Raw genomic sequence first — 12,640 nt, forward strand, 5'->3', positions numbered from 1 at the left:
ATGCTCATTAGGCATTGCGATCCGCGTTCTCTTGCTCCGTGTTAAAAATTTCCTGGGCAATGTTGAACGAAGACCAGGCTTTCGGCCAGCCGACATAGAAGGAAAGATGCGTGATGATTTCACTGATTTCCTCTTTCGTCACGCCGTTTGTCTTTGCTCTATGAAGATGAGGCGTCAATTGTTCGAAGCTGCCTCCGGCAATCAATGCAGCAATCGTAATCATGCTGCGGTCGCGAGGGGAGAGTTCTTGTTCCCTGGACCATACTTGACCAAACAGGACGTCGTCGTTCAGTTCGGCGAATTTGGGTGCGAAGCCGCCCAGCAGATCCCGTCCGGCTGTTTGCTTTTCCGCCATATCGATCAGCCTCCTATCGTTTTTTCAGGCGCAAGATGCAGTATAGACCTTCAAGTCCACTTGAAGGCAAGAGGGGATTTAATTTTTTTTAGTTGGATGCATATCTCTTGACTTCAAGTTAACTTTAAGTGATAAGTTAAAACGATGAAGATTAATGGGGTGAATCAATGAATATAACGAAAGTGGCAGAGCAATTCGATTTGACGTCGGCAACGCTTCGATATTACGAGCAGGTCGGGTTGATTCCGCCGGTACGTCGGAAAGAGAACGGGGTCCGCGATTATACGGAAGAGGATATCAAGTGGGTGGAATTCATCAAATGCATGCGGAGCGCAGGGTTGACCATCGAAGCGCTGATCGAATATACCTCATTGTTCATGAAAGGGGACCATACCCTTGAGGATCGCAAAAAAATCCTTATCGACGAACGCACGAAACTGGCAGCCAAGCAGCGGGAAATCGAGGAGACCATTCGCAGACTGGATCTGAAAATCGAAGATTATGATGGAATATTGTCCGCTTGCGAAGCAGAACTCGATACAGATCGAATCGCCGAATCCAAGGAAACAAGAACGGGCAATTGAATATCTGCATTACCGCTTGAACATCAAAGAAGAGCGAATCACACCGTAAAGGGTACGGGATGATTTCGCTTTTTTTTCATTTCAAATATTGTTTGCGGAATTGCAGCGGTGAAAGTCCGAATTCACGTTTGAAACAGGAGGAGAAATAGGGGGAGTAACGAAACCCGACTTCCTCGGCGACCCGGTCAATGGACCAGTCGGTCGTGACCAGGAGACGTTTGGCCCGTTCCAGCCGATACTGCTGCAGATAGTCCGACGGCGTGCAGCCGTATCTCGCTTTCATGCAGCGTACGATATAGTTCGGATGAAAATGCAGGGCCGACGCGATCGCTTCATTGGTGATTTTCTCGCGATAATGGGCCTGAAGGTATGCCGCAGTCCGTTCCGCCAGTCGGGAAGCCACCGAATCCGTTCGACCAAAGCTCCCTTCTTCGAGCAAGCCGAGCAATTCGCCAAGCAGCTGCTGCTCCTGCCAAAAGGAGAGGGAGGGCGGTTGGGCCAGCAATTGCTCCACCATCCCCAACACCGTCCGCGGGTCAGGCAAATGCATGTATTTCGGCAGCCGCAGCGTGTAAGGGTTAATGAATGGCCTGGTTGAATAGGGGGATGGACTGCTCTCCGTTTGCTCTGCCGGAAATGCATCCCGTTTGGGTGCATGCTCAAAGTGAACCCAATAAAAAACGGTATCCCGCTCACAGGGCCTGACAGGATAGTGTTCTGCATCTGGCAGCAGCAGGAGCATGTCTCCCTCCGTGAGCGTCCATTGCGATCCATTCTCGCCGATGTACATCTCTCCACGGACAATAATCAATAAATCATACGCTCCAATATGACTGCGGTGGGGATGTTGATCCCCGATGGTGTACTCTGTCCGGCCTGATCCCAAATAATAGGGGAGCGGGGGCATCCGAAGCTCAATCATGGTGTTTTCGTCCAGAACGTTCACACCCCTTTGCCTGTGTTATATTTTATAGAAATTGGTTCATTCCATTGCTATTAAGTGAGTAATACCAAGCATATAATGGAGTTCGTAAAGAGTCAATTTATATAGGAGGTACGTTTGATGCAGACAACACAGGTTCACATCCGGGACCAATTTTGGGAGGGCTATTCCGCGCTGGTACGTCAAACGGTCATTCCATATCAATGGGAAGCGCTGAATGACCGCATTGAAGGGGCGGAGCCGAGCTACGCCATCCGAAACTTCCGAATCGCTGCCGGTCTGGAACAGGGCGAATTCGGGGGATGGGTGTTTCAGGACAGCGACTTATATAAATGGTTGGAAGCGGTTGCTTATTCGCTGCGGAGCCATCCTGATCCTGATTTGGAGAACATCGCGGACGAAGCCATTGATCTGATCGGTCAGGCGCAGCGCGATAATGGGTACATCAATACTTATTTTACGATCAAGGAGCCGGGCAAAGAGTGGACCAACCTGTACGAGGCCCATGAGCTGTACTGCGCGGGACATCTGATCGAAGCCGCAGTGGCTTACGCCGAAGCGACGGGCAAAAGGAAGCTGCTTGACATTGCATGCCGTTTCGCCGACTTGATCGATACGCTTTTCGGCACAGGGGAGAATCAGATGCGAGCGTATTGCGGACACCAGGAGATCGAACTGGCACTGGTCAAGCTGTACCATGCGACCGGAGAGCAGCGTTATTTGAAATTGAGTCAATATTTCATCGATGAGCGGGGCAGCAGCCCGAGTTATTTCGTCCAGGAATGGGAACGGCGCGGCAGAACGGGGCTCTGGTCGCAAGGTTCGCCCCATCTGGAGATGTACCAATCGCACCTGCCGGTGCGCGAGCAAACGGCTGCGGTCGGACACTCTGTGCGTGCCGTTTATATGTATACGGCCATGGCCGATTTGGCTCGTTTAACGAGGGATGACAGTTTGCGAGCGGCATGCGAACGGCTGTGGGCCAATACCACCCGTAAACAGATGTACATTACGGGCGGCGTCGGTGCGACGCATCTGGGCGAGGCGTTCACCTTCGATTATGATCTGCCCAATGACGCGGTGTACGCGGAGACTTGCGCATCCATCGGACTGATTTTCTGGGCGCGCCGGATGCTTCGCCTGGAAGCGAAAAGCGAATATGCGGACGTGATGGAACGTGCGCTGTACAACAACGTGCTTGGCAGCATGTCCAAGGACGGCAAACATTTTTTCTACGTCAACCCGCTTGAGGTATGGCCGGAGGCCAGCAAACGCAATCCGGACAAGCATCATGTGAAACCGGTCCGCCAAAAATGGTTCGGCTGCTCCTGCTGCCCGCCGAACGTGGCTCGTTTGCTCAGCTCGCTGAACGATTATATTTATGATGTGTCTGCGGAGGAGAACGCGGTTCACGTTCATTTGTACATTGGCAGCACGGTGCAATTTACGTCGGCCGAAGGCAGGGAAGTCACGCTTCGTCAGCATTCCGAGCTCCCATGGAACGGCAAAGTTGACTTCAACGTCTCGCTTGCTCCAGGAAGCGCAGACGGCACGGACTTTACGCTGGCGCTGCGGATTCCGAACTGGTTCCAGAGCGGGCAGCCTGTTCTGCGAGTAAATGGCGAAGTGCAGGCATATATGGTGAACAACGGTTATGCTCATATCCGCCGTCTCTGGTCAGAAGGAGATGCGCTGGAGTGGCTGCTGCCGATGGAAACGCAGTTGATCGAAGCTCATCCGCAAATTCGGGCTGACGCCGGTAAAGCTGCCATTCAGCGCGGACCGCTCGTATACTGCGTGGAAGAAGCGGATAACGGAGCGCCGCTTGCCTCGTTGTCCATTGCCGAGGCAGCCAACTTGACCGAGCGCGAAGCCCCGCATCTGCTCGGCGGATGTGTTGTGGTAGAGGGTGACGGATTCACCGCAGACGCATCCGCATGGCCGGAGGACCAGCCGTACCAGCCGATTCGCAAACCCCGCACGCCGGTACGCTTTACGGCAATTCCTTATTACTTATGGGGGAACCGTGAACCTGGTGAAATGAGCGTCTGGCTGCGCCATTGATGCAGAGATGGAGGTATCAGCGCAAGCCCCGGTTTCAAGGCGTTGTACTGTTGCCCGACCATAACGTGCGGTTTCAAGACTTGCAGGACAGAAGGTCCCTCTGTACTACCGGGGGCCTTCCGTCATGCCCTGCATGTTGAAACGCGGAAGCGGAGTTGAATGCATGGATAGAGAACATGTACAAAAGTCCCGTATCGAACGAATTACGCTAAAAAATCGGATTCTTCTGCTTTTTGCCGCCGTGGCCCTCATCCCCTTCCTCTTATCCTGCTACCTATCCTACAATACGATCAATTCCATTCTTACGACCAAATTGCAATCCGGCATCCAGAGCAATCTGAAACAGGTGACCCTTTCTTTGGAAAACACGCTCAGCAACCTGAACCATGTTTCCCAGCAGCTCGCCTTCGAAGGAAGCATCGGCAAACAGCTGGAGCAGCTTATGATTGCAGATCAACCCTATGACCGCAGTTATTTAACCGACCAGATCAAATACCAGCTGAACCTGATTGCGTTCACCAATCCCAATATCGGGTTAAGCATGTACTATTTTCGCGAAGACGGGAACGTTCTCTTTGAAACGATGGGGGTAAAGGATTCATTTGATCCGGATCAGCTGCCAATTATGGCCGAATATTACGGAATCACGTATTTTGGGCCTCATATCAGCAATGACCGATTTAACGATCAATATGTTCTTTCCGCGCTGCGAAAGGTGGATTTGCCCGAACGGGGCGATGCCTATGTATACATTGAAAGCGGGTTTAACCTGACGCAAAGCATTCTTGACCTGGACGATGTCAGCAAAAACACAGCTCATCTTATTTTGGATAATCATGGACGTGTCTCGTACAGCGAGTTAAGGGATGTATTTCCCGAAAACGCGGCGTTTCCGGCTTCGGACAATCCTTCGCTTACTGCGGCAGCTTCAGGGATCACTTCGGGCTATTATTGGTACAGGCAATTCAGCAACCAGGGATGGAGCGTGGTTTCCCTTATCTCCAAAGCGGATTACGACCAGGAGAAAAACCGCTGGGTGATGCAGATGGTCCTGTTAACCGTGCTGTTTGCAGCAGTCAGCTTGGCCATCGGCTGGTTGTTGTGGAAAATGGTATATCGGCCATTGTCCCAATTCCACCGGGAGATGAAGCAGATGCTGAACAGCAACTTCAACGTGGTGGACGCCAACTCGCGCATACCGGAATTTGAAATGCTGCTGACACAGTTCGGGCGGATGAAGTCCCACATTGCAAGATTGTATTCCGAGGTCGAACTCAAAGAGAAGCGCAGGGCGGATCTGGAAATCGAGAAGCTGCTGTACCAGATCAATCCGCATTTCCTGATGAATACGCTGGATACTGCCCATTGGCTGGCTGTCATGAATGGTCAAGAGGAGATTGACCGACTCGTCACTTCGCTGAACAAGCTGCTCTATTACAATTTGCGCAAAGGCGGCCAGAGCTCTACCATCCGGGAGGAGATCGATTCGCTCAGGCAGTATTTGATCTTGCAGCAGATTCGCTATAATTTTCAATTTGATGTTTGCATACACATCGATGACGAACTGCTTAACGTATCGGTACCGAGGTTCATTTTGCAGCCGCTCGTTGAAAATTCGCTGTACCATGGGCTGGATGACAAGGGAAGGATCGAAGTGGAAGTAAGCAGGCACAACGGCTGGCTTGAAATCTCGATTAGGGACAACGGCAGAGGCATTTCCGAAGAAAAGATCAAAGTACTGCTGGAACAGGAGCAGGCCGAACGACATCGGGTTGGCATGGGCATCGGCATGAATTATGTCAAACGTATGCTGGAGTCTTATTATGAAGGCCATGCCAGCCTGATCGTCACCAGTGAGCCGGGGAAGGGAACCCGGATCGTCATTGGGCTGCCGATTCAATGCAAAGGGGAGGAACCATCATGATCAACGTGCTGATCGTCGATGACGATCAATTGGTGCGCAAAGGGCTCATGCTCGCGATGCCTTGGGATGCTTTTGAAATGAAGGTGGTTGGCGAAGCAGGGAACGGGGAGAAGGCACTTGAATTTTTATCGGAGAACCGCGTGGATTTGTTGATTACCGATCTGGCCATGCCCGTCATGTCAGGGATCGAGTTAATCCGTGCCGCGCGCAAGCAATACCCGGATTTGCCAATTGCGGTTCTGACGCTGCATCAGGATTTCGAATACATTCAGGAAGCGCTGCGTTTGGGCGCCATTGATTACATTGCCAAAGTGCAGTTGGAGAAGGAACGGTTCGAAGAAGTGCTTGGACGCATTCATGACCGTATTCAGGCTGACAGGCGTAAACGCTCCAACGACGATATTGCATCGGAATCCGGTAAGGATGCACTGTTTTACGGAGAGCTTGAAAGAGGCGGTGCACAATCACTGAACGAATCGAATGGCGAACGGGAGCAGACCGGAGCAACTTTGGTTGAGGCGGAGGATGGAGGCATAAAGGACAAGCTGCACTCGTTTCGCTGGGTTCATGATGAGCGATATATGAATGAAATGCTGCAAGAATTGAGGCTTATGCAATTGCCCGTGCCCCGGTTGATGCAGTTGCTTTACGGCGTCACGGTAGACTGGAACCGCATATTCAAAAGCATTGTACAAACAGAAATGATCACGCCCGTTCATTTTGCCTCCTGGCAAGACGTGGTGGAATGGATGGCGGAATTTCGCGCAGCAGCACTTGGTTTATCGGGGGGCCAGTATCTCCGCAAAGAGGTAAGCAGCAGCATCTTGACTGCCGTCAAAATCATACATGACGAGTTACACAAGCCTTTGTTCGCCAGCGATGTCTCGAAGCGCGTCAATCTCAGCCGCAGTTATTTCAATCAATGCTTCAAGGAAATGGTCGGTTATTCTTTTAATGAATATCTGCGCAAAATCCGGATCGATAAAGCACGGGATTACTTGACTCAAACCGCCAAACCGATTGTCTGGATTGCGGAGCATACGGGTTATGCCGACGAGAAGTACTTCAGCCGGATCTTCCGTGAGCAGGTGGGTATGCTGCCGAGCGAATACCGGAATGCGCCAAGACGAGGGTAGACGGATGGAGCTTGGGTGGGATAAATGAATTGTAAGCGTTAACAAAATCGGACGTTTCACCTCCTGTTTCTCGTTCGGTTCTCTATCTATCGATGTTTCAGGCTCGTGTTATATTGTTGGTGCTGGACGCGAATGACATTCCAATAAAGGGGGAGCATCCATTTGGGCAAAAAAATGGTCATGGTGGCGATGATGCTGCTGCTCGCATTCACGAGCGCCTGCAGCAGCGCGGGCAGCCAGGAGAACGAAGCGGCGGGGAACAGTACCACGCCAGGCGTTACGGAAGAAGGGCCGGCAGATCCGTTCGGCAAGTATGATCAGACGATTACCCTGACGTATGGCAAAGAGGTCGATCCAACGGACAAAAGCTTGCCTGCCGGGGATACCCCGGAGAATAACCAGTATTCGCGTTATGTGAAGGATAACCTGAACATTGATACGAAGGTCACCTGGCAGGCGGCCACCGGCACGAACTACGAGCAGAAAGTGAACCTGGCGATTTCAAGCAACGATTTGCCCGACGCGCTCGTGGTCAAGGATACTCAGCTGCGGGCGATGGTGAAGGCGGGGCAGCTGGAAGACCTGACAGATGCATTTAATCGATTCGCTTCGCCGGCCATGAAGAGTTATATGGAAAAAACGAACGGCGTATCGGCCGAGGCGGTCACATTTGACGGAAAAATGTATGCCATTCCTAGTATACAAGTACACTCCGACGGCGTTCACCAAATGTGGATCCGCAAGGACTGGCTCGACAAGCTGGGGCTTGAGCCGCCCAAAACGATGGAGGAACTGGAGCTGGTCGCGAAAGCATTCGTGGAACAGGATCCGGACGGCAACGGTAAGCATGATACGATCGGAGTTGCCGGACAGCAGAACGGCGGGCGGTTATACGCCAATTTCCTGGAGTCGACGAACAACACGTATGGACTTGATCCGATTTTCGGGGCCTACAAGGCGTATCCCGGTTACTGGTTAAAAGACGATGCGGGCAACCCGGTCTATGGTTCCATTTTGCCGGAAACGAAGGAAGCGCTCGCCAAACTGCGCGATATGTACGCTGACGGGTTAATCGACAAGGAACTCGGCATTCGCAAAAGCGCGTCCGAGCCTGTGGTCAACGGTAATGCGGGTATCTTTTTCGCGCCGTGGTGGATGGGGTATGGACCTCTGCCCGATGCCATCAAAAACGATCCGAATGCCAACTGGCAGGCCTACTTGTTGCCGCTGGATGCCGACGGGCAATTCAACGCCCACATGGGCGCTCCTTCTACCGTATTCGTCGTCGTTCGCAAAGGATACGAGCATCCCGAAGCTGTCATCAAAATGCTGAACCTGCTCATTCGCGACGAGTCGACGTTCGATATCTCCGTGCCAGTGGGGCACTACCCGCTGCGTGTTCCGATGTCTTACATGGATGAGAGCGAATATTCGGCGAAAGCGTTGCAAGAGGTACTCGCCGGTACGAAGAAACCCGAAGACTTTACCGATCCGGGTTACAAACTGCTTGCGGCAGATATCCAGAATGTCAAAAAGGTGAAGAAAGAGCCGTATGACAATATGGACATCCAGTATTGGGACCCTCAGGCAGACCTTGGCGTATGGAGCCGCATCTATTCCCTGTTGGTCGGATCATCGTCCTTGCAGCAGGACTACAACAAGGTATATAGCCTGCTGTATTCCCAGACCCGCACGATGGAGAGCCGCTGGTCCAACCTGAAGAAGCTGGAGGACGAAACTTTCCTGAAGATCATTATGGGAGCGGCCCCTCTCGATACGTTCGATACGTTCGTCAGCGACTGGAAGAAGCAGGGCGGGGACAAAATCACCGAGGAAGTCAAAGAGTACGTGAAGTAGTACGTCATTTTAAGGGGGCAGCTGTCCAGGGCGCCGGGTTCATCCGGCGCTTCTTCTTGAGTAGAACGTGATGGAGATTGCGGAGGAGGAACACCGGATGCGGAACCGAAGTTTCATCAAACATTATTACGTCATGTTGCTGCCCGGAATGGTGTGGCTGCTGTTCATCAGCATCATACCGATGTTCGGGATTGCCATTGCTTTTCAGGACTTCAACCCGGGTCAAGGCATCTGGAAATCGACCTGGATCGGGCTGGAGAACTTCGAATATATGTTCAGCCTGAACGATACCAAGACCATTTTCTTCAATACGGTGTATATAGCCGTCATGAAAATTGCCGGCAATCTGATCGTGCCGTTGATTTTTGCGATCATGCTCAATGAACTGCGTCTCTTGGTGGTCAAACGCTGGGTGCAAACGATCGTGTATCTTCCTCACTTTTTGTCCTGGGTCATTCTGTCCGGCATATTGCTCGACGTGTTTTCGTACACGGGTCCTGTCAACGGACTGCTGAGCATCCTTGGATTTGAACCGGTGTTATTCTTTGCCCGAGCAGACTTATTCCCATTTATTGTCGTGGGTAGTGACGTATGGAAGGAATTCGGTTTCAACACGATCATCTACCTGGCCGCGCTGACCGGCATCAGTCCAGCCTTGTACGAAGCAGCTTCGATGGACGGAGCCAGCCGGATGCGCAGAATCTGGCATGTGACTTTGCCTGGATTGCGCACGACGATTGTACTCTTGGCGGTGTTAAGTTTGGGAAACGTGCTGAATGCAGGCTTTGATCAAATTTTCAATCTGTACAATCCGCTGCTGTACTCGACGGGCGATATTATCGATACATGGGTATACCGCGAAGGGTTGCTGAACATGCAGTACGGACTCGCAACCGCGGTTGGCCTGCTAAAATCGGTAGTCAGCTTTGTGCTCATCATCGTCTCGTATCTGCTGGCTTCGAAGTTCGCCAATTACCGCATATTCTGATAAGGAGAAGGAGTCGAGCGAGATGATAAGAGAAACGACGCTGCGATCCCGGGTGTTCGATGTCACGCTGCTGGTCGTGCTGCTGTTGATCGCATTCCTGTGTATATTGCCCCTCTGGTACACGCTGGCGGTATCTTTAAGCGAGAAATCGGCGGCTGCTGCCGGGAAAGTATGGCTGTGGCCCGTTGGTTTCAATTTCAATTCATACCAGCAAATTATCGGAGACCGTTCCTTTTTCAATTCCTTCTGGATTTCCATTCAGCGGGTGGTGCTTGGGGCAGCCATCACGTTTGTTGTAACAACGATGATGGCTTATCCGCTCTCCAGGAGCCCGCGCGAATTCCGGATGCGCAACGTATTCATGTGGATTCTCGTGTTCACGCTGCTGTTCAACGGCGGCTTGATTCCCTGGTACATGACCGTGAAAGCGATTGGGCTGTATGATACCATTTGGGCGCTTGTTCTAGGCGGGGGAGTGCCGGTATTTAACGTTATTCTGATCGTGAACTATTTTCGGAATCTGCCCAAGGAACTGGACGAGGCTGCACTTGTGGACGGGGCCGGACCGTGGCGCATGTTGATCACCATTTATGTTCCGCTGGCCGTGCCGGTACTGGCTACAGTCACGTTGTTCACCATCGTGTATCATTGGAACGAGTTCTTTCACGGGCTGGTGCTGACTTCCGGACAGGATCATTATCCGCTGCAAACGTTAATCCAGCAATTCGTCGTCGTCATCGACGCGTCCAACATGACGGAAGACCAATACAAGCGGATGAACGAGTTATCCAATCAAACGCTGAATGCCGCAAAAATATTCATTGCCATGCTTCCCGTGCTTATTGTGTATCCGTTCCTGCAGCGTTTTTTCATCCATGGCATTACGCTTGGGTCAGTAAAGGAGTAGCGCTTCATTCATATGAATTCGGGCGGATATGGCATGGGCCCCTGGTCGGTGCATTTTATGCAAATCGAAAAAGCCTTCATGAAGATGGACCGATCCGTTCCTTGTTCATGAAGGCTTTTTTGGCTTACATTTTGACCAAATGGAGGAAGCTTGATAAAATTAGTTATTCGCATAATGGATGCAGGATGGGCGAATGGGTTTCGTTTTATATTACTGAATAGATCAGGTGATTGAATGAACGCAGCGAATAACTCGAACGAACTTTTAAATACGTGGATTTCCCTTACGAATATTCAAACGAACATCAATGATGAGCTGGAGCGTGTATTAGAAGCTGAATACGGTTTGTCGTTGAAAGAATTTTTCGTGCTTTATTTTTTGATGCAGACCGATGAGAAAAAATTAAGGCTGCAGCAGCTGCAGGACCTGGTTGGCTTGAGCCAGAGTGCCATATCCCGGCTTGTCGGCCGGATGGAAGCTGAGAACTGCGGTGCCTTGAACCGGCATATTTGCGAGGATGACCGCAGAGGGATCTACACGTGCATTACCGGTCTGGGGCAAGAGAAATTCCGCAAAGCGCTTGTTACGTTTAACGAGATGCTGGAAACCTCTCTGCAGCAAGGAGATCTCAAACAGCAGATCCAGTCGCTGATTCAAAAACTGTAAGCGAACGTCACGACAAAGAGCCAATCTCCTTTCCGGGATCCCGGGGGTGAATGGCTCTTTGTTTAAACACACTCCAAAATCACCATTGACATGAAACGCGTTCCAGCCGATATGATCAAATTGTAGTTTGAAATGGAATGCACAAATTTCGAGCAGATCGTTCATGTTCGGGTGAAATTGGATATGTTCATTCGGGTTGTACCCCTTAAAATAAAAACTTGAGCTATTTAAGAAAACGTTTTATATTTGGAACAGATTCGAGGTGAGTTCTTATGAAGGTTGTAAATCCGCTTTCGGCCAACATCGTGCAATTGCTGGAACATTACGAAAGCAACGGTCACTTGAACATGCAGGCTTCATTGATGGGGGACCGCTCAGCGCTGTACGAATTGGAAAATTACAGTCTGAAAGTATATACCGCTCGAGGGAAGTTAGACGGAGAGATGGAATGTGATGCCATGTTATCCATGCAGAATCTTCGCCATGTCCCTAAAATGTATGCTTATGCCCCAGGCAAGTTCGTGCTCACGGAGCGCGTGCATGGTCTTAATTTAAAAGATTATTACAGTGTGCATGGGAGTGTGCCGCAGCATTTGCTGTACGATATGCTGCAGACGGAGTATGAGCAAATTCAGGCCGGGTATCATGATTGGGAAGTGATCCAGTATGAGCAGCTGCGCTGGACGGCCACCGGAGAAGTAAAGCGCGTTGACTTTTGGTTGTGCGAACCGATGGGCAGTATACAGTCGCAAACCGTACAAGCTTTTATGAACAAAGTGGAGAGAATCCATGCGGGCGATCCTACCGATTTGGAAACGATCATGTATTACTTCAAAAGACATGGCCTGAGCGAGGCTGACATTCAATGCGTGTTTGAACAATTCAGAATGCGGCATTCGCAGCCTTTTCAGCCGCAAAGAACATTGAACGGTTAAACGATGAAGTCGCAGAACATGCGACTTTTTTAGTGTGCACAAAAAAGCCCTTATCCTTCGGAAGGGGATAAGAACCATGCCGCCGCCTTTGTTTGGCCTTGTGAATAGCTCCATAACTATTTTTGGCACATTGGTAGACTATCAGACGGTCGTAACAGGCATTTCCAGTGGAATCATGGCAGGGCTTTATGTACATCCGTTAAGGTGTAGTTCTTCAAAATCGTATACAGGATGCCCCACATAATGGGGCATCCTGCATACCAAGCTAGATGAAATTAGTA

11 protein-coding genes are annotated in these 12,640 nt (G+C 50.9%); 9 read left to right on the plus strand and 2 right to left on the minus strand.

The genetic code is table 11. The features are described 5' to 3' along the window. Positions 1-7 precede the first annotated feature (7 nt). Entirely contained in the window at positions 8-355 is a 348-nt protein-coding gene (locus MKY59_RS13385; protein ID WP_236416945.1) for a carboxymuconolactone decarboxylase family protein, read from the minus strand. Between the two features lie 167 nt (positions 356-522). Here MKY59_RS13385 and MKY59_RS13390 point away from each other — a divergent pair, with 167 nt between their 5' ends. Further along, positions 523-939: a MerR family transcriptional regulator gene (locus tag MKY59_RS13390; RefSeq protein ID WP_339277989.1), complete on the plus strand. Its 417-nt coding sequence runs from the start codon at positions 523-525 to the stop codon at positions 937-939. Between the two features lie 76 nt (positions 940-1,015). Here MKY59_RS13390 and MKY59_RS13395 read toward each other — a convergent pair whose 3' ends face one another. Beyond that, the gene (locus MKY59_RS13395; RefSeq protein WP_236416950.1) at positions 1,016-1,861 is read right to left on the minus strand and encodes an AraC family transcriptional regulator; all 846 of its coding nucleotides are present in this window, start codon (positions 1,859-1,861) and stop codon (positions 1,016-1,018) included. A 141-nt stretch (positions 1,862-2,002) separates the two neighbouring features. Here MKY59_RS13395 and MKY59_RS13400 point away from each other — a divergent pair, with 141 nt between their 5' ends. The 8 genes from MKY59_RS13400 (at position 2,003) to MKY59_RS13435 (ending at position 12,359) form a co-directional block, all read left to right on the plus strand. Beyond that, positions 2,003-3,946: a beta-L-arabinofuranosidase domain-containing protein gene (locus MKY59_RS13400; protein WP_339277990.1), complete on the plus strand. Its 1,944-nt coding sequence runs from the start codon at positions 2,003-2,005 to the stop codon at positions 3,944-3,946. 163 nt (positions 3,947-4,109) lie between these two features. Continuing rightward, complete coding sequence (locus tag MKY59_RS13405) at positions 4,110-5,870, plus strand: sensor histidine kinase (protein ID WP_339277991.1); 1,761 nt, start codon at positions 4,110-4,112, stop codon at positions 5,868-5,870. Next, complete coding sequence (locus tag MKY59_RS13410) at positions 5,867-7,006, plus strand: response regulator (protein ID WP_339277992.1); 1,140 nt, start codon at positions 5,867-5,869, stop codon at positions 7,004-7,006. The genes MKY59_RS13405 and MKY59_RS13410 overlap by 4 nt, the downstream gene beginning before the upstream one ends. A 162-nt stretch (positions 7,007-7,168) precedes the next feature. Continuing rightward, positions 7,169-8,863 (plus strand): extracellular solute-binding protein, encoded by a 1,695-nt coding sequence (locus tag MKY59_RS13415; protein WP_339277993.1) that lies wholly within the window; start codon positions 7,169-7,171, stop codon positions 8,861-8,863. A gap of 97 nt (positions 8,864-8,960) precedes the next feature. Continuing rightward, on the plus strand, positions 8,961-9,851 hold the full coding sequence (locus MKY59_RS13420) for an ABC transporter permease subunit (protein ID WP_236416960.1): 891 nt from the start codon (positions 8,961-8,963) through the stop codon (positions 9,849-9,851). Between the two features lie 22 nt (positions 9,852-9,873). Next, positions 9,874-10,758 (plus strand): carbohydrate ABC transporter permease, encoded by an 885-nt coding sequence (locus tag MKY59_RS13425; protein WP_236416961.1) that lies wholly within the window; start codon positions 9,874-9,876, stop codon positions 10,756-10,758. Positions 10,759-10,992: 234 nt separating this feature from the next. Continuing rightward, entirely contained in the window at positions 10,993-11,424 is a 432-nt protein-coding gene (locus tag MKY59_RS13430) for a MarR family transcriptional regulator (RefSeq protein WP_236416962.1), read from the plus strand. A 272-nt stretch (positions 11,425-11,696) separates the two neighbouring features. Continuing rightward, a complete protein-coding gene (locus MKY59_RS13435; protein ID WP_339277994.1) occupies positions 11,697-12,359 on the plus strand; it encodes a hypothetical protein in 663 nt (220 codons plus the stop codon). The last annotated feature ends 281 nt before the right edge of the window (positions 12,360-12,640 follow it).

This window comes from Paenibacillus sp. FSL W8-0426 (genome assembly GCF_037969725.1).
Classification (GTDB): Bacteria; Bacillota; Bacilli; order Paenibacillales; family Paenibacillaceae; genus Paenibacillus; species Paenibacillus hubeiensis.

Excerpts from the sequence above, each read along its gene's own strand:
- MKY59_RS13385 (WP_236416945.1), bottom strand. The coding sequence starts at position 355 with ATGGCGGAAAAGCAAACAGCCGGACGGGATCTGCTGGGCGGCTTCGCA.
- MKY59_RS13390 (WP_339277989.1), top strand. The coding sequence starts at position 523 with ATGAATATAACGAAAGTGGCAGAGCAATTCGATTTGACGTCGGCAACG.
- MKY59_RS13395 (WP_236416950.1), bottom strand. The coding sequence starts at position 1,861 with ATGATTGAGCTTCGGATGCCCCCGCTCCCCTATTATTTGGGATCAGGC.
- MKY59_RS13400 (WP_339277990.1), top strand. The coding sequence starts at position 2,003 with ATGCAGACAACACAGGTTCACATCCGGGACCAATTTTGGGAGGGCTAT.
- MKY59_RS13405 (WP_339277991.1), top strand. The coding sequence starts at position 4,110 with ATGGATAGAGAACATGTACAAAAGTCCCGTATCGAACGAATTACGCTA.
- MKY59_RS13410 (WP_339277992.1), top strand. The coding sequence starts at position 5,867 with ATGATCAACGTGCTGATCGTCGATGACGATCAATTGGTGCGCAAAGGG.
- MKY59_RS13420 (WP_236416960.1), top strand. The coding sequence starts at position 8,961 with ATGCGGAACCGAAGTTTCATCAAACATTATTACGTCATGTTGCTGCCC.
- MKY59_RS13425 (WP_236416961.1), top strand. The coding sequence starts at position 9,874 with ATGATAAGAGAAACGACGCTGCGATCCCGGGTGTTCGATGTCACGCTG.
- MKY59_RS13430 (WP_236416962.1), top strand. The coding sequence starts at position 10,993 with ATGAACGCAGCGAATAACTCGAACGAACTTTTAAATACGTGGATTTCC.
- MKY59_RS13435 (WP_339277994.1), top strand. The coding sequence starts at position 11,697 with ATGAAGGTTGTAAATCCGCTTTCGGCCAACATCGTGCAATTGCTGGAA.